Origin of the sequence: Bradyrhizobium sp. F1.13.3 (assembly GCF_040548265.1) — a bacterium.
Taxonomy (GTDB): Bacteria; Pseudomonadota; Alphaproteobacteria; order Rhizobiales; family Xanthobacteraceae; genus Bradyrhizobium.
In genome coordinates this window covers 156,012-180,006 of record NZ_JBEPRI010000005.1, presented here as the reverse complement: position 1 = coordinate 180,006, position 23,995 = coordinate 156,012, and the positions used below count along the sequence as shown (strand labels likewise).

At 64.8% G+C, this 23,995-nt stretch carries 28 protein-coding genes; 17 read left to right on the top strand and 11 right to left on the bottom strand.

All coding sequences use genetic code 11. The annotated features are described in order from the left end of the window. The first annotated feature begins 51 nt into the window (after nucleotides 1–51). Nucleotides 52–1,380: a chloride channel protein gene (locus ABIB66_RS16005; protein WP_354209266.1), complete on the top strand. Its 1,329-nt coding sequence runs from the start codon at nucleotides 52–54 to the stop codon at nucleotides 1,378–1,380. A gap of 3 nt (nucleotides 1,381–1,383) precedes the next feature. On the opposite strand, the gene ABIB66_RS16000 is transcribed toward ABIB66_RS16005, so the two are convergent. Further along, complete coding sequence (locus ABIB66_RS16000) at nucleotides 1,384–2,397, bottom strand: zinc-binding alcohol dehydrogenase family protein (RefSeq protein WP_354209267.1); 1,014 nt, start codon at nucleotides 2,395–2,397, stop codon at nucleotides 1,384–1,386. 82 nt (nucleotides 2,398–2,479) lie between these two features. Next, entirely contained in the window at nucleotides 2,480–4,093 is a 1,614-nt protein-coding gene (locus ABIB66_RS15995; protein ID WP_354254999.1) for an OprO/OprP family phosphate-selective porin, read from the bottom strand. 312 nt (nucleotides 4,094–4,405) lie between these two features. Between ABIB66_RS15995 and ABIB66_RS15990 the strand changes: the two genes are divergently transcribed. From ABIB66_RS15990 to ABIB66_RS15980, 3 genes are read left to right on the top strand one after another with little or no spacing between them, the layout of a single operon-like run. Then, on the top strand, nucleotides 4,406–5,812 hold the full coding sequence (locus ABIB66_RS15990; RefSeq protein WP_354209269.1) for a DegQ family serine endoprotease: 1,407 nt from the start codon (nucleotides 4,406–4,408) through the stop codon (nucleotides 5,810–5,812). Continuing rightward, the gene (locus tag ABIB66_RS15985) at nucleotides 5,809–7,140 is read left to right on the top strand and encodes a replication-associated recombination protein A (protein WP_354209271.1); all 1,332 of its coding nucleotides are present in this window, start codon (nucleotides 5,809–5,811) and stop codon (nucleotides 7,138–7,140) included. Before ABIB66_RS15990 ends, ABIB66_RS15985 begins: the two co-directional genes overlap by 4 nt. Before the next feature lie 55 nt (nucleotides 7,141–7,195). Continuing rightward, nucleotides 7,196–8,410 (top strand): RluA family pseudouridine synthase, encoded by a 1,215-nt coding sequence (locus tag ABIB66_RS15980; RefSeq protein WP_354254998.1) that lies wholly within the window; start codon nucleotides 7,196–7,198, stop codon nucleotides 8,408–8,410. Nucleotides 8,411–8,460: 50 nt separating this feature from the next. On the opposite strand, the gene ABIB66_RS15975 is transcribed toward ABIB66_RS15980, so the two are convergent. Beyond that, a complete protein-coding gene (locus tag ABIB66_RS15975) occupies nucleotides 8,461–8,907 on the bottom strand; it encodes a hypothetical protein (protein WP_275168087.1) in 447 nt (148 codons plus the stop codon). Between the two features lie 74 nt (nucleotides 8,908–8,981). On the opposite strand from ABIB66_RS15975, the gene ABIB66_RS15970 reads away from it, so the two are divergent. The 5 genes from ABIB66_RS15970 to ABIB66_RS15950 all read left to right on the top strand — a co-directional run bounded on the left by ABIB66_RS15970 (nucleotide 8,982) and on the right by ABIB66_RS15950 (nucleotide 13,362). Then, nucleotides 8,982–9,776 carry an ATP12 family chaperone protein gene (locus ABIB66_RS15970; RefSeq protein WP_354209275.1) on the top strand — a complete coding sequence of 265 codons (795 nt, stop codon included), beginning with the start codon at nucleotides 8,982–8,984 and terminating at the stop codon, nucleotides 9,774–9,776. Nucleotides 9,777–9,833: 57 nt separating this feature from the next. Further along, the gene (fliK, locus tag ABIB66_RS15965; protein ID WP_354209277.1) at nucleotides 9,834–11,438 is read left to right on the top strand and encodes a flagellar hook-length control protein FliK; all 1,605 of its coding nucleotides are present in this window, start codon (nucleotides 9,834–9,836) and stop codon (nucleotides 11,436–11,438) included. Beyond that, on the top strand, nucleotides 11,435–11,695 hold the full coding sequence (locus ABIB66_RS15960) for an EscU/YscU/HrcU family type III secretion system export apparatus switch protein (protein WP_007603059.1): 261 nt from the start codon (nucleotides 11,435–11,437) through the stop codon (nucleotides 11,693–11,695). The genes fliK and ABIB66_RS15960 overlap by 4 nt, the downstream gene beginning before the upstream one ends. Before the next feature lie 128 nt (nucleotides 11,696–11,823). After that, nucleotides 11,824–12,642, top strand: coding sequence for a penicillin-binding transpeptidase domain-containing protein (locus ABIB66_RS15955; protein WP_354209279.1), 819 nt, complete (start codon nucleotides 11,824–11,826; stop codon nucleotides 12,640–12,642). A 63-nt stretch (nucleotides 12,643–12,705) separates the two neighbouring features. Next, nucleotides 12,706–13,362 (top strand): carboxymuconolactone decarboxylase family protein, encoded by a 657-nt coding sequence (locus tag ABIB66_RS15950; RefSeq protein ID WP_354209281.1) that lies wholly within the window; start codon nucleotides 12,706–12,708, stop codon nucleotides 13,360–13,362. A gap of 134 nt (nucleotides 13,363–13,496) precedes the next feature. Here the strand turns inward: ABIB66_RS15950 and ABIB66_RS15945 are convergent, their stop codons facing one another. Then, nucleotides 13,497–14,090: a hypothetical protein gene (locus tag ABIB66_RS15945; protein WP_354209283.1), complete on the bottom strand. Its 594-nt coding sequence runs from the start codon at nucleotides 14,088–14,090 to the stop codon at nucleotides 13,497–13,499. A gap of 140 nt (nucleotides 14,091–14,230) precedes the next feature. Continuing rightward, nucleotides 14,231–14,635, bottom strand: coding sequence for a DUF4260 domain-containing protein (locus ABIB66_RS15940; protein ID WP_354209285.1), 405 nt, complete (start codon nucleotides 14,633–14,635; stop codon nucleotides 14,231–14,233). 138 nt (nucleotides 14,636–14,773) lie between these two features. Between ABIB66_RS15940 and ABIB66_RS15935 the strand changes: the two genes are divergently transcribed. After that, nucleotides 14,774–16,306: an acyl-CoA carboxylase subunit beta gene (locus ABIB66_RS15935; protein ID WP_211399411.1), complete on the top strand. Its 1,533-nt coding sequence runs from the start codon at nucleotides 14,774–14,776 to the stop codon at nucleotides 16,304–16,306. Nucleotides 16,307–16,427: 121 nt separating this feature from the next. After that, on the top strand, nucleotides 16,428–16,775 hold the full coding sequence (locus ABIB66_RS15930; RefSeq protein ID WP_354209286.1) for a hypothetical protein: 348 nt from the start codon (nucleotides 16,428–16,430) through the stop codon (nucleotides 16,773–16,775). A 10-nt stretch (nucleotides 16,776–16,785) separates the two neighbouring features. On the opposite strand, the gene ABIB66_RS15925 is transcribed toward ABIB66_RS15930, so the two are convergent. Together ABIB66_RS15925 and ABIB66_RS15920 are read right to left on the bottom strand one after the other, a co-directional pair. Further along, entirely contained in the window at nucleotides 16,786–16,938 is a 153-nt protein-coding gene (locus ABIB66_RS15925) for a hypothetical protein (RefSeq protein WP_354209287.1), read from the bottom strand. 96 nt (nucleotides 16,939–17,034) lie between these two features. Beyond that, entirely contained in the window at nucleotides 17,035–17,682 is a 648-nt protein-coding gene (locus tag ABIB66_RS15920; protein WP_354209288.1) for a glutathione S-transferase family protein, read from the bottom strand. 127 nt (nucleotides 17,683–17,809) lie between these two features. On the opposite strand from ABIB66_RS15920, the gene ABIB66_RS15915 reads away from it, so the two are divergent. Together ABIB66_RS15915 and ABIB66_RS15910 are read left to right on the top strand one after the other, a co-directional pair. Next, complete coding sequence (locus ABIB66_RS15915) at nucleotides 17,810–18,124, top strand: hypothetical protein (RefSeq protein ID WP_354209289.1); 315 nt, start codon at nucleotides 17,810–17,812, stop codon at nucleotides 18,122–18,124. 130 nt (nucleotides 18,125–18,254) lie between these two features. Beyond that, complete coding sequence (locus tag ABIB66_RS15910; protein WP_354209291.1) at nucleotides 18,255–18,533, top strand: twin-arginine translocation signal domain-containing protein; 279 nt, start codon at nucleotides 18,255–18,257, stop codon at nucleotides 18,531–18,533. A 144-nt stretch (nucleotides 18,534–18,677) separates the two neighbouring features. Here ABIB66_RS15910 and ABIB66_RS15905 read toward each other — a convergent pair whose 3' ends face one another. The 3 genes from ABIB66_RS15905 to ABIB66_RS15895 all read right to left on the bottom strand — a co-directional run bounded on the left by ABIB66_RS15905 (nucleotide 18,678) and on the right by ABIB66_RS15895 (nucleotide 20,976). Further along, nucleotides 18,678–18,929, bottom strand: coding sequence for a GCG_CRPN prefix-to-repeats domain-containing protein (locus ABIB66_RS15905; RefSeq protein ID WP_007603074.1), 252 nt, complete (start codon nucleotides 18,927–18,929; stop codon nucleotides 18,678–18,680). 192 nt (nucleotides 18,930–19,121) lie between these two features. Beyond that, nucleotides 19,122–20,129, bottom strand: coding sequence for an alpha/beta fold hydrolase (locus tag ABIB66_RS15900; protein ID WP_354209292.1), 1,008 nt, complete (start codon nucleotides 20,127–20,129; stop codon nucleotides 19,122–19,124). A gap of 148 nt (nucleotides 20,130–20,277) precedes the next feature. After that, the gene (locus tag ABIB66_RS15895) at nucleotides 20,278–20,976 is read right to left on the bottom strand and encodes a metalloregulator ArsR/SmtB family transcription factor (RefSeq protein ID WP_354058737.1); all 699 of its coding nucleotides are present in this window, start codon (nucleotides 20,974–20,976) and stop codon (nucleotides 20,278–20,280) included. Nucleotides 20,977–21,170: 194 nt separating this feature from the next. Here ABIB66_RS15895 and ABIB66_RS15890 point away from each other — a divergent pair, with 194 nt between their 5' ends. The 3 genes from ABIB66_RS15890 to ABIB66_RS15880 are packed head-to-tail and all read left to right on the top strand — an operon-like array spanning nucleotide 21,171 to nucleotide 22,728. Beyond that, on the top strand, nucleotides 21,171–21,479 hold the full coding sequence (locus ABIB66_RS15890; protein ID WP_063995954.1) for an NIPSNAP family protein: 309 nt from the start codon (nucleotides 21,171–21,173) through the stop codon (nucleotides 21,477–21,479). 37 nt (nucleotides 21,480–21,516) lie between these two features. Beyond that, complete coding sequence (locus ABIB66_RS15885; RefSeq protein WP_354209293.1) at nucleotides 21,517–21,867, top strand: antibiotic biosynthesis monooxygenase family protein; 351 nt, start codon at nucleotides 21,517–21,519, stop codon at nucleotides 21,865–21,867. A gap of 51 nt (nucleotides 21,868–21,918) precedes the next feature. Then, complete coding sequence (locus ABIB66_RS15880; protein WP_354209294.1) at nucleotides 21,919–22,728, top strand: isocitrate lyase/PEP mutase family protein; 810 nt, start codon at nucleotides 21,919–21,921, stop codon at nucleotides 22,726–22,728. Nucleotides 22,729–22,786: 58 nt separating this feature from the next. Here the strand turns inward: ABIB66_RS15880 and ABIB66_RS15875 are convergent, their stop codons facing one another. After that, the gene (locus tag ABIB66_RS15875) at nucleotides 22,787–23,179 is read right to left on the bottom strand and encodes a hypothetical protein (protein WP_354058739.1); all 393 of its coding nucleotides are present in this window, start codon (nucleotides 23,177–23,179) and stop codon (nucleotides 22,787–22,789) included. Nucleotides 23,180–23,343: 164 nt separating this feature from the next. Between ABIB66_RS15875 and ABIB66_RS15870 the strand changes: the two genes are divergently transcribed. Beyond that, nucleotides 23,344–23,994 (top strand): trimeric intracellular cation channel family protein, encoded by a 651-nt coding sequence (locus ABIB66_RS15870; protein WP_354209295.1) that lies wholly within the window; start codon nucleotides 23,344–23,346, stop codon nucleotides 23,992–23,994. The last annotated feature ends 1 nt before the right edge of the window (nucleotide 23,995 follow it).

The following is a 23,995-nucleotide window of genomic DNA, read 5'->3' as shown; positions in this document are numbered from 1 at the left end:
CTGCTCGCTTGCCCCTTCAATTCGCGACGTGACCGGCTAAAACTCCGGCTCATGCTCTGGCCCCTGTCGACGCGCCATAAACGCCTGTTCAGGCTGACATCCGCGCGATGGCAGCGGCGGGCAATCTTCGTGCTCGGTGGGATCGGGGTTGGCGCCGCGGCGGTGGCGCTGGCGCAACTCGCCGATCTCGCCCAGCACGCCTTTGCGCTGCTGTTGGCCCAGTCGCGGTACGCCGTGCTCGCGGTGACACCTCTCGGCTTCATGCTCTCGGCCTATCTAACTACCCGGCTGTTCCCGAACGCACAGGGCAGCGGCATTCCTCAGGCGATCGCCGCACGGCATCTGACCGACCAGACGGCGCGCGAGAGCCTGGTCTCGATCCGAATCGCGATCGGCAAGGTGATCCTCACTTTGTTCGGTCTGCTGTGCGGTGGCTCCGTCGGCCGGGAAGGACCGAGCGTTCAAGTCGGCGCTTCCATCATGTTCGCGCTCGGACGCGTCTCGCCACGCCACCAGCCCGGATTGATCCTGGCCGGCGCGGCCGCCGGCGTCGCGGCCGCCTTCAACACGCCGCTGGCAGGGATCGTCTTCGGCATCGAGGAGATGAGCCGGGCTTTCGAGACGCGTACCAGCAGTCTCATCATCGCGGCGGTGATAGCGGCCGGCCTGACCTCGCTCGCGCTGATGGGCAACTACGCCTATTTCGGCAGCAGTGCGATGTCGCTGGCCCCCGGTGCCGACTGGCTGGCGGTTCCAGTGTGCGGCGTGGTCGGCGGTTTGGCCGGCGGCGTCTTCAGCCGCATCGTCATCGTGATGGCGCGCGGCTTGGCCCATCCTTTCGGACGCGCGGTGAAGGGCCACCCTTTGTGGTTCGCGCTTGCGTGCGGATTGGCGGTCGCGATCTGCGGCATCGTCTCCGGCGATACGATCTATGGCACAGGCTACCAGCAGGTAAAGACGGCCCTGGAGCATGGCGCACCGCTGCCGCAGGACTTCGGCATCCTCAAGCTTCTCGCCACCACCTTCGCGGCGATCAGTGGCATACCCGGCGGAATTTTTTCGCCGTCACTCGCCGTCGGTGCCGGCCTCGGCAGCAATATCGCATCCTTCTTCCACGACGCTCCGCTCGGTGCGATCATGTTGCTCGGCATGGTCTCCTATTTTGCCGGTGTGGTGCAGGCGCCGATCACCGCTTTCGTCATCGTGACCGAGATGACCGATAACCATGCCATGGTGGTGCCGTTGATGGCCGCCGCCCTGATTGCACATGCCACATCGCGGATGATCTCCGAGGAAGGGATCTATCACGCGCTCGCCAAGGGCTTTATCGAGCGGGCGACGCGTTCGCCGGAGACGAATGCGGCGCCCGCTTCGAGCTAGGACCTACCACCCCTCCAGCACGATCTTGCCGCGCGACTTGCCGCTCTCGAGCAGCGCGTGCGCGCGCTTGAGATTGGCCGCGTTGATCGTGCCAAAGGTCTGGTCGAGCGTCGTGCGCAGCACGCCCTTGTCGATGAGGTCGGCGACGTCGTTCAGCAGATGATGCTGCGCGATCATATCGGCAGTCTGGAACGAAGAGCGCGTGAACATCGATTCCCAGTGCACCGAGATCGCCTTGCCCTTGAACGCACTCATGGTGAATTCCGGGGGATCGTCGATCAGGCCAAACTTCCCCTGCGGCGCCATGAACTCGACGATGCTCTTGTAGTGCTGGTCGGTGAAGGTGAGGCTCGCCACCAGCGCGACCGGCGGCAGCTTCAGCTTCTCGATCTGCTCCTTCATCGGCTTACCGTGGTCGATCACCGCATGCGCGCCGAGATCGAGGCACCATTTTTGCGATTCCGGCCGCGTCGCGGTCGCGAGCACCGTCAGCCCGGTGAGGCGGCGGGCGAGCTGGATCAGGATCGAGCCGACGCCACCGGCCCCGCCCGTGATCAGCAGCGTACGCGGATCGACACTCTTGCCCGGCACCGCACCAAGCCGGTCGAACAACAGCTCCCAGGCGGTGATGGAGGTGAGGGGAAGGGCGGCTGCCTGCGCGAACGACAGGCTCTTCGGCTTGTTGCCGACGATACGCTCGTCAACCAGATGGAATTCGGAATTGGTGCCCTGGCGCAGGATCGAGCCGGCGTAAAATACCTCGTCGCCCGGCTTGAACAACGTGACGTCGGGACCGACGGCTTCGATCACGCCGGCCGCGTCATAGCCCAAAATCTTCGTTTCCCCGTCGGGCGGGGCGGCGCGCTTGCGCACCTTGTAGTCGACCGGATTGGCCGAGATCGCCTTCACGGCCACGCGGATATCACGGCCCTTGGGTTCGGGCTTAGCGGTCTCGAAATCGAACAGCGCGTCCTGTTCCTCGATCGGAAGCGACTTTTTGTAACCAACGGCCTTCATGGCTTGTCTCCTTCAGATAGCGGCGTTGCAGATGCGGGGTCCCGGGTCCGCGTTTTGCCCGCCCCGGGACGACAGGCGAGACCTAGAACGCGAACTGCGTCCGCATCGCGACCGCATCGAACTTCGAGCCGACATCGGCGGTCGAGATCGGCGAGGCCTGCCTCGACACCGTGCCATGCAAATAGTCCAGCATGAAACGGACGTTGCCGTTGACATACCAGTTCAGCGCCGCCGTGTAGACGGTCTGCCGACCGCCTGCGATGCCAGTGGCGGTCCCGAGTTGATCGTTGAGGTCAATCGTGGAGAAGCGTCCCGCGACTTCCCACGCACCCCAGCCGCCGCCCTCGAGCGAGAACGGATGCGCCGGCTTGACGCCGCCATGGGCCGCATTCGCCGCATTATAGCTGCGACCCTCGCCTGTCAGCACGTAGCCGGCCTGCGCGTAGCCGCCCTGGAATTTGAGGCTCGGCGCACCCAGCGGCGGCAGGCCGGTATTGGCGCTGCGATCGATGTTGTACCAGAAATACTCGCCTTGCAGGATCAGCGGTCCATAGGTGGCGGCCGCTTCAACGCTGTAGACCTGCGCGCCGGAGGCATTGGCGATTGCGCCGGTCGTAGCCAGTGCCGTGGGATCGATGCGCAGTTCCGGGCGGTCGCTGAGTGTCACCGTCTGTGCGCCCGTCACCATGTTGCGCGACGGCTGGATCAGCCATTCGGCGTTTCCGCCAAGATGCAGCGAGTAATCCTTGCCGCTGACGACCTGGCCGGCAACGCGGGCGACGGCGCCATACTGCTCGGAAGCACCGTTCGGTGCTACGCTCGACGCCGAATGGATCGCGCCGGTCGAGGGTCCCGTGACATAGCCGCCGATCCAGAGCTGGTCGTTGTACCAGCGCGTGCCGATCGCCGAGCGGAAGTCGCCCGCTGCGATGCTGGTGGCGACGATGCCGGCTGAGGCGCGCTCCATGAACATGATGTCGTTGGAACTCGTGGCCTCATCGAGGGTGTAGGGCAGGTCCATGATGCCGCCCTCGATGGCCATCTTGCCGCCGAACGGTTTCAGGCCGGTGTAGCTGAGATAGGCATTCTCGACGCCGGAGACGCCGCCGCCGGGCAGCGAACCCGGAGCTGCGCCGCCAAACCCGTCGGAGGAGCCGCCGAAGTCGTAGACCAGCGCGAAATTCCAGTCGTGGAAGAACTTGCCGGCGAGACCGATGCGCGCGCGGCGGACATTCTCGCCGCTGTCGAGCTTTTGCGGCACGGTTGCCGCCGTGTTGGGCCGATAGTCGTAGCCGCCGACATCCCAATGCACGCGGCCTGTGATCCCGACGCAGTTTGCCCCATCGGCAGTGCAGATGGTCGGCCGGTTATTCGGCATCGTCACGACGACGCCGGATGCGGGCGCCGGTCCCTTGAGCGGGATCGCCGCGTTGGCGTTGGCGACCGCGGCCTTCGCTTCGGAACGCGCTTCGGCTTTCGCCTCCGCCTTGGCTTCGGTCCTGGCCTTTGCCGCAGCGGCAGTGTTCGCGGCGGTCTGGCTCTGGAGTTTGTCGAGCTTCTGCTCCAGCATCTTCAACTGCTGCTTCAGGAGCGCGATCTCCTGGTCACTGCTGCTCGCCGATTGGGCCTGGGCCTGCGAAGCTGCCAGTGCGGCGGCGAGACCAATCGCCGTGGCTGCAATTCTTGTCCTGCTCACGTCATGACTCCATCGTTTGACGAACTTCCCCAAGTCGCTGCCGGAGAGCCTAGATATGATCGATGACTGCCCCGCGACGCTGCGCTCGGTTGCGCGGTTCCCACTGGTGTAAATTCGTCGCAACCGAATCCGCCTTGCACCACCATGCAAGACGACGCACATCATGCCAATCCACAGCCCAGCCAAATTGCCATTTCGCACGCAGTGCTTGCAGGCCGGACACACCAAAAAGGGGGGCGAATATGCCGCCGGGCGCCCTTCTATTGGGGGGCGAACGCGCCTATATTCCGGCGTCTTTTCCAAGAGGTAGGAATGTTTCGATCGACCTGGACCGCCGTCGTCACGGCGCTGTGCATAGCCTTTTCGGCCAACGTCAATCCGGCCGCCGCGCAAGACCGCCGAGTGCCGTCCTCGCCCGCCGAACTGCGGCTGTCCTATGCGCCGATCGTGCAGCGGGTGCAGCCGGCAGTCGTCAACGTCTATGCCGCCAAGGTGGTGCAGAACCGCAATCCGCTGCTCGACGACCCGATCTTCCGCCGCTTCTTCGGCGTGCCCGGCCAGCAGCAGGAGCAGGTGCAGCGCTCGCTTGGTTCGGGCGTGATCGTCGATGCGTCCGGGCTCGTCGTCACCAACGTCCATGTCATCGAAGGCGCCGACCAGGTCAAGGTGTCGCTGTCGGACAAACGTGAGTTCGAGGCCGAGATCGTGCTGAAGGACTCTCGCAGCGATCTCGCGGTGCTGCGTCTGAAGGACACCAAGGAGAAGTTTCCGGCTCTCGAATTCACCAATTCGGACGAGCTGCTGGTCGGCGACGTCGTGATGGCGATCGGCAATCCCTTCGGCGTCGGCCAGACCGTGACCCACGGCATCATCTCGGCCCTGGCGCGCACGCAGGTCGGTATCACCGACTACCAGTTTTTCATCCAGACCGACGCGGCGATCAATCCCGGCAATTCCGGCGGCGCGCTGGTCGACATGAACGGCCGGCTCGCGGGCATCAACACCGCGATCTATTCTCGCTCCGGCGGCTCGCAGGGCATCGGCTTCGCGATCCCCGCCAACATGGTGCGCGTCGTCGTCGCCTCCGCCAAAGGCGGCGGCAAGGCGGTAAAGCGGCCCTGGCTCGGCGCGAAGCTGCAGGCGGTGACGCCGGAGATCGCCGAGAGTCTCGGCCTGCGTTCGCCGACCGGTGCGCTGGTCGCAAGCGTCGTTCCGAACGGACCGGCGGCCAAGGCCGGGCTGAAATCCTCCGACCTGATCGTCTCGATCGACGGCCAGACTGTGGATGATCCCAACGCTTTCGACTATCGCTTCGCCACACGGCCGCTCGGCGGCACGGCGCTGATCGACGTGCAGCGTGGCGGCAAGCCGGTCAAGCTGACGGTGGCGCTGGATGCTGCGCCCGATACCGGCCGCAACGAGCTCGTCATCACGGCGCGCTCGCCTCTGCAAGGCGCGAAGGTCTCGACCATCACCCCGGCGCTCGCCGACGAGCTGCATCTGGACGCCGACACCGAAGGCGTCGTGGTCACCGATCTCGGCGGCGACAGCGCGGCCGCGAATGTCGGCTTTCAGAAGGGCGACGTCATCCTGGCGGTCAACAACCAAAAGATCAGCAAGACCAGCGATCTCGAAAAGGCGGCGGCCGAGCGCCAGCGCATCTGGCGCATCACGCTGGTGCGCGGCGGCCAGCAAATCAACGTCACGCTGGGCGGATGAGTCCGAAGCGACCACAGGAGACGCCAACTCTCTTCGCCGCGGCGGGGCTCGATCACGAGGCTCCGCATCCGCTGCCGGATCGGCTGCGACCGCGCGCGCTCTCGGAGGTCGTCGGCCAGGATCACATCCTGGGTCCCGACGGCGCGCTGACGCGCATGCTGGAGACGCGCACGCTGGGCTCGCTGGTGTTCTGGGGTCCGCCCGGCACCGGCAAGACCACGGTCGCGCGGTTGCTCGCGGACGCCACCGATCTGCATTTCGAGCAGATCTCCGCGGTGTTCTCCGGCGTCGCCGATTTGAAGAAGGCCTTTGAGGCCGCGCGTGCACGCCGCGAGATGGGCAAGGGCACGCTGCTGTTCGTCGACGAGGTGCATCGCTTCAACCGCGCCCAGCAGGATTCGTTTCTGCCGGTCATGGAAGACGGCACGGTGGTGATGGTCGGCGCCACCACCGAAAATCCCTCCTTCGAACTCAACGCGGCGCTTCTGTCCCGGGCGCGCGTGCTGGTGTTTCGCTCGCTCGACGCGGCCGCGATCGAAAAGCTGTTTGCGCACGCCGAGGAGGTCGAGGGCCGCAAGCTGCCGCTCGACGAGGAAGCGCGGGCGGTGCTGGTGCGCATGGCCGATGGCGACGGCCGCGCATCGCTGACCCTCGTCGAGGAAGTCTGGCGCGCCGCGCGCAAGGACGAGATTTTCGACGCCGCGCAGTTGCAGGAGATTTTGCAGCGCCGCGCGCCGATCTACGACAAGTCGGCCGACGGCCATTACAATTTGATCTCGGCGCTGCACAAGTCGGTGCGGGGCTCTGATCCCGATGCCGCGCTGTATTATCTCGCGCGCATGCTCGATGCCGGCGAGGATCCGCTGTTTCTGGCCCGTCGCGTCGTGCGCATGGCGGTCGAGGATATCGGGCTTGCCGATCCGCAGGCGCTGGTCATTGCCAACTCCGCCAAGGACGCCTTCGACTTCCTCGGTCATCCCGAAGGCGAGCTCGCGATCGCGCAGGCGGTGGTCTATCTCGCCACCGCACCGAAATCGAATGCCGTCTACACCGCCTTCGGCAAAGCGATGCAGGTCGCAAAGCAGGCCGGCTCACTGCTGCCGCCGAAACACATTCTCAACTCGCCGACCAAGCTGATGAAGTCGGAAGGCTACGGCGCGTCGTACGAATACGACCACGACGCCCCCGACGCCTTTTCCGGCCAGGACTACTTTCCGGAGGCCCTGGGCCGCCAGACCTTCTACGACCCGCCGGACCGCGGGTTCGAGCGGGAGATCAGGAAGCGGCTGGATTATTGGGCCAAGTTGCGGAAGGAGCAGGGCGGCTGAAGCCAAATCGCCATTTCGCCGTGACGTGAGGCCGCTTTTGAGCTAGGCAGGCACCATGAGCCGCCGCATCAAAAGAACCGATCCAAAGCCCCGTTCGCGCGATGAACGCAAGGAGGCGCGTCCGTTCAAGGCGCGCAGCGCGAAGGCGGCAGGACCGCGGCCGGGCGGCAATCCCGGCGCGAAGCCGCCGCGCTTTGCGAGCGAGCGCGTCGAGCGGCGCGCGCCCAAAGCCGAACCGGAGAAGGCTGCACCGGTAAAGCCCGTCGAGGCATTGCTGCCAACCAAGGTCCAGACCGTCAAGGTGACGGCCGACGAGAACAACATGCGCGTCGATCGCTTCCTTGAAGCGCACTTTCCCGGCCTGTCGTTTTCCCACATCCAGCGCGTCGTTCGCAAAGGCGAGCTGCGCGTCGACGGCAAGCGGGTCGACAGCAAGGACCGCCTGGAGGAGGGCCAGAGCGTTCGCATTCCGCCGCTGAAGCTCGACACGCCGAAGGCGCCCAACCCGCAGTCGGAGGCGGCGCAAAAGACGCTTGCCGCGCTGAAGGAGATGACGATTTACGAGGACGACGACGTTCTCGTGCTGAACAAGCCGGCCGGACTTGCAGTGCAGGGCGGCTCGGGCATGACGCGACACATCGATCAGATGCTGGAGGTGATGCGCGATTCCAAGGGCCAGAAGCCGCGCCTCGTGCACCGGATCGACAGGGAGACGTCGGGCTGTCTCCTGGTCGCCAAGACCCGCTTTGCCGCCTCGCATCTGACCGGCGCGTTCCGTTCGCGGTCGGCGCGAAAAACCTATTGGGCGCTGGTGCCGGGACTACCGAAGCCGAAGCAGGGCCGCATCTCGACATTTCTTGCCAAGGAGGAGAGCGAGGACGACACCATCATGCGCATCGCCCAGCATGGCGACGAGGGCGCAAGCCACGCTGTGACATACTATGCGGTGGTCGAAACCGCCGGCAACAAGCTGACCTGGGTGTCGCTGAAGCCGGTGACGGGACGCACCCACCAGCTGCGCGCCCACATGGAACATATCGGTCACCCCATCGTCGGCGATCCCAAATATTTCAACATCGAGAACTGGCAACTGCCGGGCGGCCTGCAAAACCGGCTGCATCTGCTGGCGCGCCGCATCGTCATTCCGCATCCGCGCGGCGGCTTCATCGATGCCACCGCGCCGCTACCGCAGCACATGCAGCAGTCGTGGAACCTGCTCGGGCTCGATGCAACGAGATTTGATCCGATCGAGAACGCGCCGGAAGAGTAGTTGAGTTTGCGATCGGGTTGCTTCGCTGCGCCCCGAATAATGAAGCCCGCTCAATTCCGAAACTGCTCCAGAAACATCCGCAGGCTGTCGTGCGGGCTCTCGACATCCGTGATCAACCAGCCCTCGGGCCCGCTGACCAGGATGAAATTTAAGGTCACCGGCCGGCCGCGGTTGTCAAAATTCGCCGCGACGTAGGTCTTGTCGTATTGCCTGCGAATGACGGCGATGGCGACGGGGCCGAGCTTCCAGCTCGGGCTCTGCACCAGAAAATCGTAGGGCGCGACTTGCGGCGCGGACCACACCTTGCGCAAGGAGGGGTCAAAGAATTGCCGGGCGGTGGCGGCATCCCGCGGCAGGCCTTTTGAGAGCTCCGGCGCGCCTTGGCCGTAATGAGCGTAGACGTTGCGGACCACCGATTCCGGAGTCCGAAAGCCGGCCTGCGCCGCGGCCGGCCAAAACCCGGCTAGCAGAGCCACAATGCCCGCAAGTTCCCTCATACCTGCCGCTCGCTTTATCGGTCGCCGCTCTTACCTTACAAGCCTAGCATTGAGTGATCAGGGCCGAAAACCAGATGCGCGAATTGTTCGATGAAGTTGCGGGGCGATCCCCGCTCGATCCGCAAGAGGCGGTCCGCCAGGCCTCGCGCGTGCCGTTGCGCAAGCGCTTCTACAAGGAGGTAGGGGTGGCCGAGGCCGAAGGCGGCTTCGCCATCACACTCGATGGCAAGGCGATCCGCACGCCCTCTGGCCGCCAGGTGGTGATCCCTTCGCGCGCGCTAGCCGATGCAGTCGCCACGGAATGGGCGGATCAGAAAGAGACGATCAATCCAATGACCATGCCGCTGACGCGGATCGCCAACAGCGTGGTCGAGGGTGTCGTCGACCGCGTCGATCTCGTCACGGAAGACCTCGCAAAATACCTCCGGTCCGATCTGCTGTTCTACCGCGCCGGCCATCCCGAGGGACTTGTCGCCCGGGAGGCCGCGCATTGGGATCCCGTGCTGTTCTGGGCCGCGGAGACCCTGGGGGCGCACTTCATCCTGTCCGAAGGCGTCATGCATGTGACGCAGCCGGAGGAGGCTGTTCGGGCGGCGCGTGCGGCGCTGCCGGGGGATGCCTGGTCGGTCGCCGCCCTCCACGTGATCACCACGCTCACGGGCTCGGCTCTGCTGGCGCTGGCGCTAGCCCACGGGGTGCGCGACGCCGACCAGGTCTGGGCGGCGGCTTATGTCGACGAGGACTGGAATGCCGAGAAATGGGGCGTGGACGAGGAAGCGGCCGGCCGCCGCGCTGCCCGTCTGCGGGATTTCGAGGCTGCCGTGGCGGTTTTGACCGCCGTAAAGCCGCCCGCGGCCGAAGGTCCTTAACGAGAGGTTTACGAGGGCTGCCTTAGGGTAGGACCTGCGCTTCCCGGGCCCCTCGCCATGCCGACGCCGATAAGTTCGATCGTTCCCGTCAGTGCCGCCAGCCCTGTTGCTGACGCGGCGACGCCCGATCTTGTGCTGCAGCCCGGCAGCGTGGTCGACGCAAGAGTCGTCAGCGTGCTCGCCGATAATCTGGTGCGGATCGCGATCGCCAACCTCTCGATGGATGTGATGTCCGAGGTGGCGCTGACACCCGGACAAAATCTCCAGCTTGCGGTGTCGCAGAACGGCGGCACCATTCGGCTCGCCGTCATGGGCGGGGCAGGCGAGGCGACCGCCGATCAGGTCACGCTGACGCCTGCTGCGGCCTCGCTGGTGGACAGCCCGCCGCTTGCGCCGTTAGTGGGCGCGGCGCGCAACGTGCTGACGCCATCGGAGCAGGTCGCCGTTACCGCAGCTTCGGCCGAGGCGGTCACAAAGCAGGGCAGCCAGGCGCCGCTGTTCGCCAATCTGGCCGCGGTGGTCACCGGCAGCGATCTTCCGGCGGGGCTGAAGCAGGCGATGCTGGGCGTGCTGGCGCAGCAGACGCCGCTCAACACCAGGCTCGATGGCGGCGACGTCGAATCCGCTTTCCAGAGATCCGGGCTGCTCCTAGAGGCCTCGCTCGCCGCAGGCGCGACGCCGTCCTCCGCCACGATGCCGGATTTGAAAGCCGCGCTTCTGGTGCTGCGGCAGACGCTGGCAACGCTCGAGACGGCGCCACAGACGCAAGGTGCCACCCTTCCAGCTGGTACCGGGGCAACACCGCAGGTCGCTACCGCGCAGACGCAGGCTGCACAGGCCGCCTTGCCCGCAACCGAACCCGAGATCGCCCAATCACCGCAAATGCCGCGCAGCGCCAATCTCGCGGCCGCTGTGCTGGCGGACATAGCTGGCGGTGCGCCGCAGGCTGCGATGCCGCGAACCATATCTGCGGGCCTTGCCGCGAGCCTCCTGCAAGAGATCACGCAAAACCTGCCGCGCATGATGGGCAATTTGCCGGGCTCGAACAAAGCCGTGCCCGACGGACATATTTTCGAAGCCGCCGCGCGCGCGACGCCACCGCCGGTTCGCGGCGCATTACCGTCGCCGCAATCCATCGCCTCGCCGTCACTCGCGCCCGATACGCCGCTCGCCGCGACCGTGCATCGCCTGCTCGACGACACCGATGCCGCGATCGCGCGCCAGACCTTGCTCCAGGTCGCTTCGCTCCCCGATCGCACCGATGCCAGCGGTCACAGAATCGATCCGACCGTGCCGCAGTGGAATTTCGAGATTCCGTTCGCAACGCCTCAGGGCACCGCAATGGCGCAGTTCGAGATCTCGCGCGATGGCGGCAATGAATCCGCCGATCCCGCCGGGCGCGCCTGGCGCGCGCGCTTCACACTCAATGTCGAGCCGGCCGGCCCCGTGCACGCTTTGATTACCCTGAACGGCGACACGACCTTCGTGCGGATGTGGGCGGAGCGGCCGGCGACCGCACAGCAGCTTCGCGCCGGAATCGGTGAGCTCAACCAGGCCCTGACCAGGGCCGAGCTCAAGCCCGGCGACATCCTGGTTCGCGATGGCACCCCGCCACAGCCCGCACCGACCCGTGCCGGCCACTTCCTGGATCGCGCCACATGAGCGACCCGTCGAAGCTAGCGATTGCGCTGCATTACGAGAAGGGCAGCAACGCGCCTGTCGTCGTCGCCAAGGGCAAGGGCACGATCGGCGAAAAGATCGTCGAGATCGCCAAGGCCAACGACATCCCGATCGAGGAAAACGAGATCCTGGCCGGTGCGCTCTCCAAGGTCGAGCTTGGCGAGGAGATCCCGCCCGACCTCTACAAGGCCGTCGCCGAAGTGCTGGTGTTCGTGCTGCGGCTGTCGGGTAGGCGGTAGAGCATGATCCGCAAAAGTGTGCAGCGGTTTTCCGAAGAGATCATGCTCAAGAAATAACCTGTCATCGTTTCACCACGATAGCGGCTGCATGGTCGGGGCCTTCTTCATCGCGTAAACGGACACCGCCAGTGCTCACCCGCCGTTCGACTCTCGGTCTTCTCGCCGCAACCGCGATCCTGCCGTCGCGCGCACTCGCCCATGTCGCGCCGCCGCGAAACGAGATTCGTGACAGCCTCGCAAAGCGCTTCACCGACCTCGGCACGGCCGGGACGTTCGTCGGCTACAAAGTCGAGGACTATCTGGTCGTCGCGAGCGACAAGGAACGTTCGGGCGAGGCGAAGCTGCCGGCTTCGACCTTCAAGATACCGAACTCGCTGATCGCGCTCGAAACTGGCGTCGTCGCCGATCCCGACAAGGACGTTTTTCCCTGGGATGGCGTGAAGCGTCCGATCGAGGCCTGGAACAAGGATCACACGCTGCGCAGCGCGATTCTCGTGAGCGCGGTACCGGTCTATCAGGAGATCGCGCGCCGGATCGGACAGGAGCGCATGCAGAAATACGTCGATCTGTTCGACTACGGCAATCGCGACATCGGCGGCGGCATCGACCAGTTCTGGCTTACCGGCGCCTTGCGCATCGATCCGGTCGAGCAGGTCGATTTCGTCGACAGGCTGCGCCGCCGCGCGCTGCCGATCTCCAAACGCAGCCAGGATCTCGTCGCTGACATCCTGCCGGTGACCAAGGTCGGCGACGGCGTCATTCGCGCCAAGTCCGGGCTGCTTGGCGCCGAGCGAGGCGAGCCGTCGCTTGGCTGGATGGTGGGCTGGGCAGAGAAGGGCGAAGCGCACACCGTGTTCGCGCTCAATATGGACTGCAAGGAGCCGCGTCTGGTCGGCGAGCGCATGCCGCTGACGCAAGCCTGCCTTGCCGAGATCGGCGCGATCTAGCGCTACCACGCCGGCGCCGCTCGACTAGCATCCTCCGGATCAAGAAAAAACCGGGAGGACAACATGAACTCAACGCCACTCTGGCTGTCGTCGCTGACGCTTGCTGCCGCGGGTGGCTGGCTCGTCGCCACGATGTTTGCCGGTCCCGCCACCAGCAGGGAGCCGCGCTTTCCGCAGCTCACGATGGACCAGCTCGACGCCAAGCAGAAGCCGCTCGGCGAGCAGATCATGAAGGTCTCGAGCGTCGGCATCGGCGGTCCCTACAATCCGATGATCCGCAGCCCGGTGCTCGGCCAGCGCCTGTTCGACCTGTTCCACTATCTGCGCTGGGAAACCACGGTCCCGACAAAGCTCAACGAGTTCGCGATCCTGATCATCGGGCGGCAATGGCGCTCGCAGGTCGAGTGGTACGCCCATGCGCCGCTCGCTGCGAAGGCGGGCTTGTCGCCCGACATCATCGCGGAGCTGAAGGCCAACAAGCGGCCGTCGAAGATGGCCGAGGACGAGGCCGTCGTCTACGACTTCGTCACCGAGCTCACCACGACCAGGAAGATCGCTGACGAGACTTACGCGCGCGCGAAGAAGGTCTTCAACGACCAGCAGATCGTCGACCTCACCGCGGTCGCCGGCAATTACGTGATGGTCGCGATGCTGCTGGCAATGGCGGAGGAGACCGTGCCGCCGGACAAGCAGGAGCCGTTCAAGCCCGGCGAGCCGTAAGACCCGTTCAATTTGGTGCGCGCTGATCGCTCCCGCGTCATGGCCGGGCTCGTCCCGGCCATCCACGACCTTGTCAAGCAGCGCAAAGGACGTGGATGCCCGGGACGAGCCCGGGCATGACGACCTCGTCCGCCTCAGGCGGGATCGGCCTTCTTCACCGTCAGCGCCTGGTCGATGGCAAAACCGCCGATCTCGCTCATCGCCTGCGAGATCACGTCGCCCTTGCGGGCAAAGCCGGCGGAGAGGACATCGAACTGGGTGCGCGCCAGCCGCAGCACCTCGATCGGCACGGAGATGGCGGTCTCGTTGAAGCTGTCGATCGAGGCGTGCAGCGTCTCCAGCTCGCTTGTAAGCTGGCCGATATGGCCCTCGGCGTGCTGCATCAGGCCAAGCAGCTTGCCGCGCTCGGCATCGAATGCCGCGCGCTTGGCCGCCGCGGCCGCGGTGACTTCGGCAAGCTGGCTGCGCAGCCCGTCGATTTGCTTGACCATGGCGTCGGACGCCATCTCACCGGCCTCGCGCAATTCGCTGTTGCGCGTGTTCTCTTCGTGCTCCCGGTGATAGAGGCGTTCCGCCGACATCGCCCGCTGCGCCAGCGACTCGATCAGCGCGGCCGCGCGCAGCAGCATCTCGCCGTTCCGCCCCGACACCATGCTGGCCATGCGCCGCAGGAAGTCGATGGTTTCGGACGATGGGTTCGGCGGCAGTGGAGCGACCGTCGCGGACATGGGGTGATGCTTGCAGCCGGAAATGATGACCGCCGCCGTACCGACTGAGCTCACGCAACATTCGGCGCCTGATCGCAAGCCTGGAGCAAGCCTGAATCGGCAGGCTCGGTCAACCGGGCCGAGCCAGATTTGCAACTGCGTCAGCGGTCCTTCTGCCGGCCGATCCGGCCGAGATGGGTGAAGCCGAACCCGGCCGAATATTTCAGGCCATAGCCCAGCGCCCGGTCGATGCCGATATGGGCGAGCCAGATCAAGGCGATGGACAGGGTGAGCGGCGAGGCGAGGCCGAAGCCGAGCGTCAGCAGCGCGACCGGCGCCATGTAGCTGTGGGCGGCGTTGTAGACCAGCGCGCCGAATTTGGCGTCCGACAGATATGCCAGGAAGCTCAGGTCCGGGACGAAGAACAGCAGGGCGAACACGAGCCATGAGCCGTCCCAGGCCCAGTAGAGCATCACCATGCCCACGAAGAGGGTCAGTCCCTCCAGCCGCAGCAGGATGTTGACGCCGCCCGTCGCCGCGCCGGCCTCGGCCGTTCCTTCGGTCATGCTCGTCTCCCAGGCAAAACTTTGAATTCCTTGCGCTTTCCCGCTGCGGCAAGGCAGCCCTGCGAGGTCGAAAGGCGCTTTCCGGCTCGCAAAATGCCGTGTTAGAACCCCGCATCACTTAAGAACTGGCGGGAGCAAATGAAACACATCCTGGACGCCCTTGAAGACCGTCGCGCCGGCGCAAAGCTCGGCGGCGGTGAGAAGCGCATCGAGGCGCAGCACGCCCGCGGCAAGCTGACCGCACGTGAGCGCATCGAGCTCTTGCTCGACAAGGGATCGTTCGAGGAATTCGACATGTTCGTCGAGCACCGCTCCACCGAATTCGGCATGGAGAAGAACAAGGTGCCCGGCGACGGCGTCGTCACCGGCTGGGGCACCGTCAACGGCCGCAAGACGTTTGTCTTTGCCAAGGACTTCACCGTGTTCGGCGGGTCGCTCTCGGAAACGCACGCGCTGAAAATCACGAAACTCCAGGACATGGCGATGAAGGCGAGGGCGCCCATCATCGGCCTGTATGACGCGGGCGGCGCCCGCATCCAGGAGGGCGTCGCAGCGCTCGCCGGCTATTCCTACGTGTTCCGCCGCAACGTGCTCGCCTCCGGCGTGATCCCGCAGATCTCCGTCATCATGGGCCCCTGCGCCGGCGGCGACGTCTATTCGCCCGCGATGACCGACTTCATCTTCATGGTGAAGAACACCAGCTACATGTTCGTCACCGGCCCCGACGTGGTGAAGACCGTCACCAACGAGGTCGTCACGGCTGAAGAGCTCGGCGGCGCCTCGGTGCATGCGACGCGCTCCTCGATCGCCGACGGCGCCTTCGAGAACGACGTCGAGACGCTGTTGCAGATGCGGCGCCTGATCGACTTCCTGCCGTCCAACAACACCGACGGCGTGCCGGAATGGCCGAGCTTCGACGACATCGGCCGCGTCGACATGTCCTTGGACACGCTGATCCCCGACAATCCGAACAAGCCCTACGACATGAAGGAGTTGATCCTGAAGGTCGTGGACGAGGGCGACTTCTTCGAGATCGCGGACGCTTTTGCCAAGAACATCGTCACCGGCTTCGGCCGCATCGCCGGCCGCACGGTGGGCTTCGTCGCCAACCAGCCGATGGTGCTAGCCGGCGTGCTCGACAGCGATGCCTCGCGCAAGGCGGCGCGCTTTGTTCGTTTTTGTGACGCCTTCAACATCCCGATCGTCACCTTCGTCGACGTGCCGGGCTTCCTGCCCGGCACCGCGCAGGAATATGGCGGCCTGATCAAGCACGGCGCCAAGCTGCTTTTTGCGTACTCGCAGTGCACCGTGCCGCTGGTCACCATCATCACCCGCAAGGCCTATGGCGGCGCCTTCGACGTCATGGCCTCCAAGGAGATCGGCGCCGACATGAACTACGCCTGGCCGACCGCCCAGATCGCGGTGATGGGCGCCAAGGGCGCGGTCGAGATCATCTTCCGCGCCGACATCGGCGACCCCGACAAGATCGCTGCGCGTACCAAGGAATACGAAGACCGCTTCCTGTCCCCCTTCATCGCCGCCGAGCGCGGCTACATCGACGATGTCATCATGCCGCATTCGACGCGGAAGCGCATCGCGCGGGCGTTGTCGATGCTGAAGGACAAGAAGGTGGAAACGCCGGCGAAGAAGCACGACAATTTGCCGTTGTGAGGGGACTTGTAGCCCGGATGAGCGTAGCGACATCCGGGTTTTCTATCTCAGTCCCGCATGTCGCTTCGCTCATGCGGGCTACTGATCTTGTTTCTGATTTGGCATCCTCGATCCGAATCCAATGACCGAAGACGATCCGACCGACGAGATTTCAGACATTGAAGACCGGATTGCGGCGCTGGCCGAGACTGCCGAGCGATGCCGGAAGTATATTTTGGCATCCAAGATTGCCATCGGTGGCGGGGCTGCACTGTTGCTGATCACGATCCTCGGTCTGCTCGGGACGGGGCAGACCGCCGCCCTCGGCTCAGTAGCTCTCGTGCTCGGCGGGATCGTCTCGCTCGGCTCGAACGTCAGTACACTGCGGCAGACTGACGAGGCCATCGGTGCGGCGGAGGCGCGCCGCTCAGCGTTGATTGGGAGCTTCGACCTTCGCGTGGTCGCCGACACGCCGATGAAGCTCGTGTAACCGAGCAGCCTTACGCCGCAGCCCTGCGCGTCAGCACGGACAACTCCTCGCGGCATTCGGCTGCGAACGCCTGAAGCTGTTCCGCGGTTTGCCGGTCGAGGATCGCCTTTGCCAGCCGTTCGGCGCGGGCAAGCTGGTCTCTGAGATATGCGATGCGGGCCATGTGTCACCTTCCGCAGGGATGATTTGATGGCTGTGAGCCTATGGCGAACACCGGGCCAGTTATGTGAGGCACGTCACATCTGACGCGGGCGCGGCGTCAGCGGGTCGCATCCGCCGCAGCGAAATGTGCCATCTGGTCGGCGTGGGCCTTGGCGAAGGCCGGGCGGGCCGTGGCGCGTGCAACATAGGCGCGGCAGGCGGGACTGTCTGCGAGCCCATCGAACTGATCGACGACGCGCAGCACGTCGGACATCAGGATGTCGGCGACGGAGAACGTGCCTGCCAGCCATTCGCGGTTGGCCAGCACCGCCTCCATGTGCTTGAGGCGGAGTTTGAGGAAGTCGTCCACGAATTTCCATGCTGCCGTATCGGTCGGATGTCCCATGAACTTCGACATCCCCCAGGGCAGGCTTGCCATCTCCACCGAATTGAGTGCGGCGAACAGCCATTCCGTGGCTTCGTTGCGGCCGCGCGGATCTGATGGCATCAGCTTTGCGCTGAGGCCGCCGAGATGCAGCAGGATCGCGCCGCTCTCGAAGATCGAGAGGTCGCCATCGGTCAGCCACGGCACCTGGCCGAACGGCTGGTGCGCGAGATGTTGGGCGCCGCGCCCGTTGAAGGGCGCGCTCGCGACGCGATAGGGCAACGCGGCCTCTTCGAGTGCCCAGCGCACCCGGAGGTCGCGGACGAAACCGCGCGGGGGCGGGGGAACCCAGTCGAAGGTGGTCAGGGTGAGGTCGGCCATAGCTCGTCTCCGTGCTGTCTTGCGCATAGGACGGACGAGGGGCGCACGGTCCGACACCGTTGCCAACTCTTTTTGTCGTCGCCGACGTAACCGGCTAGTCTCACCCCAAACAACAGGAGGAAATCCGATGCCGTCAGCCTTCTTCGTCGTCCGCGCCGTCGTCACCGATGCCGGCAAGCGCGCCGCCTTCGACAGATGGTACGAGACGGAACATCTGCCCGACGCGGCGAAGGCGTTCGGTGTGGCTAAGGCCTGGCGGTTCTGGAGCCTCGACGATCCGTCACTGCATCAGGCGATGTATCAGTTCGAGAGCGAGGCTGCGCTGCACGCCATGCTGAAGGGCGATGCGCTGACGCAGCTGGTGGCTGATTTCAAGCGCGATTGGCCCGACGTGACGCGCACGCGCGAGTTGCTGGTGCTGGCGCGGGAGTTTGGCGAGTAGCGCCTGGGGCGGCGTGCCGTCACTGTCAGAGTCGCAACGAACCTGAACGCGCGATTCAGCTTCGGTTCATGTCGTCGCCGCGACACTCGCCTCTGCATCACTGGCACGACCATCCAAGAGGAAAGAAATTATGGAGCGCCGGAACTTTCTGAAATTTGCAATCGGTGTCGCGGCCGGAGCTGCCGCGTTCACGACCGCCGCGAAGGCTGCGCCGCTGGCGCCGCAGCCGCTCGGTGATCCCAGCATGCCGCAAGGCAATCCCGACGCTCATCCCGCAGTCACCAGCAGCGATGAGGCGGCGCAGTTGAAGCCGGAGCAGGTGCACTGGCACGGCCACCACCGTCATTGGGGTTGGCGCCGCCGTCACTGGGGCTGGCATCGCCGGCGATGGCACCGCCGCCATTGGTAAGCTTCGCGCAAGCCAGGCTCGAACGGGGACCGCGATCGCGGTCCCCGTTTTGATTCGAAACATCCCGGTGCGACGTCAGGTGCCCCAAAAAAAAGGCCGCGCAGGCTTTCGCCGCGCGGCCATTTAGCTATGCAAAAAACGAGATCAGAACGGGCGGCAGCGGCCGGCGTACCAGCGGAAACCGTAGGGGCACACGCGCGCGCGCGGCACGACGACGACAGGGGCCGGCGCAACCACGATCGGACCCGGGCGGACAACGACCGGACCGCGCATCGGGCGGCAGCCGCCATAGGCGCCGCGATACCAGCCGGGGCCGCAACCGCCGGCGGCGCTGGCCGCCTCGCTGAAACCAACGACCGCGCTGGCAAGCATCACGGCGGCAAACAGGTATTTCATTTGATCTTCCTTCTCGTCTTTGGGGGCAAGTTCTAGGAGGGCTTGGCGTTTTCGGCGCACCATGAATCAAAAGACACGATTCGACACGTTAAAATCGCAACATGCCGACACGACGCGAGCCAAATCTGCCAATCATGACCTGAATGCGGCATGAACATTCCCCGCATGCGGCTCCGGACGACAGCAATGTCGTTAGCGGCCGAGAAAGCCCAGGACCAGCTCCTTGTACTTCTCAGGCGCCTCCAGGAAGACGAGATGGCCGGTGTCCGGGATCACCTCGGCCCGCGCATTCGGCATCTTCGCCGCGAGTGCTTTTGCCAGCTCGGCGTTCTGCCCCATTTTCGCGCGCAGCGCCTCCGGCGCGCTCAGTCGGCCCGGTGCGTTGTGGTCGTCGGCGCCCATGATGAACAGCGTCGGCTCGGTGATCAGTGCGATCTCATGCGCCACCGGTTCGCGATAGATCATCTGGCCGGAACTGACGAAGGCGCGCAGCCAGCGCGGATAGTCCGGGCTGCCCTTGATATTGAAGCGGGCATCAATGAACGGCGTGATCGCCTCCGCCGGCAGCTTGATCGCATAATTGGTCTGAAGCTGCTTGCGATAGCCATCGGCCGTGAGCTTGTCCTCGGTCTCGATGATCTTCTCGGTCGGCGTCGGCGGCACATAGAGGCGATAGTCTTCCAGCCCGATCGGGGCCGTCAGAACAAGATGAGCGACGCGGTCGGGATAGGCGCGGGCGATGCGGACGCCCAGCATGCCGCCGAGCGAATGGGCGACGATCTCGGCCTTGTCGATCTTGAGGTGATCGAGCAGCGCGATGGTGTTGCGCGCCAGCGTGTCGAAGTGCAGCTCGCCCGCCGGTTTGGAGGATTTGCCGAAGCCGATCTGGTCCGGCACCACGACGCGATAACCTGCTTCGCCCAGCATCTTGATGACGGGCGCCCAGTAGCTCGACGGGAAATTGCGCCCGTGCAGCAGCACGACGGTGCGGCCGTTCGGCTGCGCAGGCGGCACATCCATATAGGCCATGCTGAGCTGCTCGCTGTCATTGACAACAGGCAGCAGGTGCACGGGGTAAGGATAGGCAAAGCCTTCGAGCGCGATGCCGTAGGGCTCGCGCGGGGCGGTGTCGGCGGCTTGGGATGTAAGAGGAGCGGCGAGAAGAGCCGTGCAAAGCACGGTCGAGAGGAGGCGGATCATTGAGGTCTCTGGTTGGGACTGAGGTGCTCGACACAATCTCCGTCATGCCCGGGCTTGTCCGGGCATCCACGTGGCAGCCGCAGTAAAGACGTGGATGGCCGGGTCAAGCCCGGCCATGACGAGATCCTCAGTTCACACGGAGTTGTGTTTAGTCCCGCCCGTCACCGAACAACACGGCAAACTGCTTCTCGCCGGTGCGCGTAAAATTCACCACGCGGCTGCCGGGCGTGGCGTCGCGGGCGGCCCATTTCAGCTCGGCAAAACGCTGCATCATGGCGGCGCCGAGCGTGCCGGCGAGATGATGGCGCCGCTCGCTCCAGTCGAGACAGGCCTTGCAGACCGGCCGGCGCGGATGGGCGAGCATGTCGGGCGAGATCTGCAAATGCTTCGCCAGGAAGCGCTCGCCCTCGGCCGTCAGCTCGATCTCCTGCTTCTTCTGCCTGACCAGGTTTTTCGCACGCAGGGTGTCGAGCATCTGCACGCCGAGATCGCCGGCGAGATGGTCGTAGCAGATCCGCGCACGCCGCAGCGCCGGATCCTTCGGCCCGGTACGCACGCGCATATGGCCGGTCCGCGCGGCGAGGCCCGCAAGGCCCTCCAGCACACCGGCGACATCGTCGTCGGTGAGGCGGTAGTAGCGATGGCGGCCCTGCTTCTCCGGCTCGATCAGGCCACCGGCCTCGAGCTTGGATAGATGCGAGCTCGCGGTCTGCGGCGTGATGCCGGCCTCCTGCGCCAGCTCGCTCGCGGTGAGCGCGCGGCCGTTCATCAGCGCCGTGAGCATGTTGGCGCGTGCGGGATCGCCGACGAGCGAGGCGATCATGGCGATGTCTGGACCTGATTTCATGCTTCGATGGTAGCCGAAGCATTGCGGTGGGGCAAGCGCGTAGCGTGGTGTTGCTCGTCATTGCGAGGAGCCCGTGACAAAATTGCGAAGCAATTTTGCACTGGCGACGAAGCAATCCAGGCTGCCTCCGCAGAGGGATTCCTGGATTGCTTCGCTGCGCTCGCAATGACGGTGTGGAACCAGAGGAGCCCATCATGTCCATCACCGTCTTCATCCGCTATCAGCTCGATCCCTTCAAGCGCGCGCAGTTCGAGGAATATTCAAAGCGCTGGCTCACGATCATCCCGAAATGCGGCGGCGACCTGATCGGCTATTTCATGCCGCACGAGGGCACCAACAATATCGCGTTCGCGCTGATCACCTTCGAGAGTCTGGCTGCGTACGAGGCCTATCGCGCTCGGTTGCGTCAGGATACGGAAGGCATGGCGAACTTCCACTTCGCCGAGGAGCACAAATTCATCCTCGCGGAAGAGCGCACGTTTCTGCGCCAAGTGGTTTTGTAAGTGGTATTGTAGGCCATCAACGACAGGAGAGACGCCCATGATCGCCGTGATCTTTGAGGTCTGGCCGAAGCCGGAACACCGCCAGGATTATTTCGACCTCGCGGCCGACCTCAAGCCGATCCTGCAAACCATCGACGGCTTCATCTCGGTCGAGCGTTTCGAGAGCCTGACCGACAAGGGCAAGATTTTGTCGGTGTCGTTCTGGCGGGACGAGGCGGCCGTGCAAGCCTGGCGCAACACGATGGAGCACCGCCGCACCCAGGCGAACGGCCGCGCGAAGATCTTCGCCGACTATCATTTGCGTATCGCCAGCGTCGTCCGTGACTACAGCATGAATGATCGCGAGCAGGCGCCGAAGGACAGCCGCGCGGTGCACGACGCGCACTAGCGCGCGCGGCGGCACGTCCCCATGTCTGCGCGGCCAACAAGGGAGAGAAACATGCATGTGACAACTGCTGACAAGCGCGCGACCTTCAGGAAGATGCACGAGAGCGGCTGCTTCATCCTGCCCAATCCGGTCGACGTCGGCAGCGCGAAAGCGTTGCAGCATCTCGGTTTCAAGGCACTCGCGTCGTCGAGTGCGGGCTTTGCCTGGACCATCGGCAAGGCCGACAACCACGTCTCCGTCGAGGACGTCTGTCAGCATCTGGCGGCATTGAGCACGTCCGTCGATATCCCCGTAAACGCGGATTTCGAGGGCGGCTTTGCGGTCGAGCCGGACAAGGTCGTCGACAATGTCGAGCGCTGTGTGCGCACCGGCGTTGCCGGCCTGTCGATCGAGGATTCCACCGGCGACAAGGACAAGCCGATCTACGAGCGCGCGCTCGCAGTCGAGCGCATCAAGGCGTCACGCAAGGCGATCGGCGACAGCGGCGTGCTCTTGGTCGGCCGCTGCGAGGCGTATCTGTGGGGCGTGACCGACCTCAAGCTCGTCATCGACCGGCTCACCGCTTACGCCGATGCCGGCGCCGATTGCCTTTACGCTCCGGGCTTGAAGAGCCGCGAGGACATCGCCGCGGTGGTGAAGGCTGTCGCACCCAAACCATTCAACCTGCTGATCGGCGGCTCCGGGCTGTCATTGCAGGAAGCTGCCGATCTTGGCGTGCGCCGGATCAGCGTCGGCGGTTCGCTCGCTCGCGCCGCCTGGGGCGGCTTTATGCGGGCCGCGAAAGAAATGGCGGAGAAGGGCACCTTCGCGGAACTCGCGGGCGGCTATCCCGGCGGCGAGCTCAACAGGATGTTCAGCTAGAGACAAACGAAAGCGGCGGGATGAGAATCCCGCCGCTGTCGCATATTGTTGCAAATCGTTACTTCGCGCCCTCAGTGGGGGCCGGCGTATCCGGGGCCGGCTTGCTCGGCGCGGCGCCCGTGGTCACGCCCGGTCCGGTGTTGGTGCGCGGCGTCACGTCACGCATGCCGGGAGGTGCGGCCGGATTGGTAGCCGGCGCCTGCTGGGCGGTCTGCGTTGCCGGCGTGGTGCTCGCCTGGTTGCCGGTGTTCGTGTTGTTCAGGCCGTAGAACACGGCACCCAGCACCAAGGCAATTGCCACTGCGAACAGGGCTACCTTACCGCTGGAGGCGGGGCCTTCGCCAAGCTCAGGGTCGACCTGAAGCTGGGCATCCCGTCGCGCCGCATTGCGATACTCATCATCGGCGAGATTCGGGCGGTACGGATCGTTCGTAAAACGGTCGTCAGCCATCGATTGGTTCTCCTCGATTATTGCGGCGGGACAACCCGTGGATGCGAGATTCTGTTCCGCCCTCCTTAATGCTTTCGTCGCATGTTGCGCCCGCCGCCGGAATCGGGAACCTGTTCGCCGGGGAACCCAAAGCGTAAGCTCCGCTGACGGAAGGGGACAAAACGATGTGGAGCTTGCCGCCGAGCGATAGCGTGCTGCATCTGTTGTCGCTGGTTGCGGTCGCAGCGCAAGGCATGACCGCCGCGCTCGCTGCCGGCCGCCGCAGCATGGACTGGCTCGGCGTCTGCTTCCTCGGCTGCATCACGGCGCTCGGCGGCGGCACCTTGCGCGATCTTTTTCTCGGTCATTATCCGCTGGCCTGGGTGCAAAATCCCATCTACCTCGCATTGGCCGGCGGCGCCGCCTTCCTCACCATTCTGATGGCGCGGCTGGTGCACCGGCTGAAACTGGCCTTCATCGTGCTCGATGCCATCGGCCTCGTCGTCTTCACCATGACCGGCTGCGACATCGCCTGGCAGATGGATGCCACGCTGCCGATCGTCATCGTCTCCGGCATGGTGACCGGTTGCGCCGGCGGCGTGTTGCGGGACGTGCTCTGCAACGACGTGCCGCTGCTGTTTCGCTCCGAGCTCTATGCCAGCGTTTCGGTGGTGACGGGGCTGTTCTATGCCACCGCGTTCGGTCTCAAGCTGAACGCCGAGCTCTGGACCATTTTGACGTTCGCCATCGGCATCAGCTTCCGCCTGCTGGCAGTGCGCTACAAATGGGAGATGCCGAAATTCGTGTTCACGGAAGAGGAGGAGCGGGAGCCTTGAG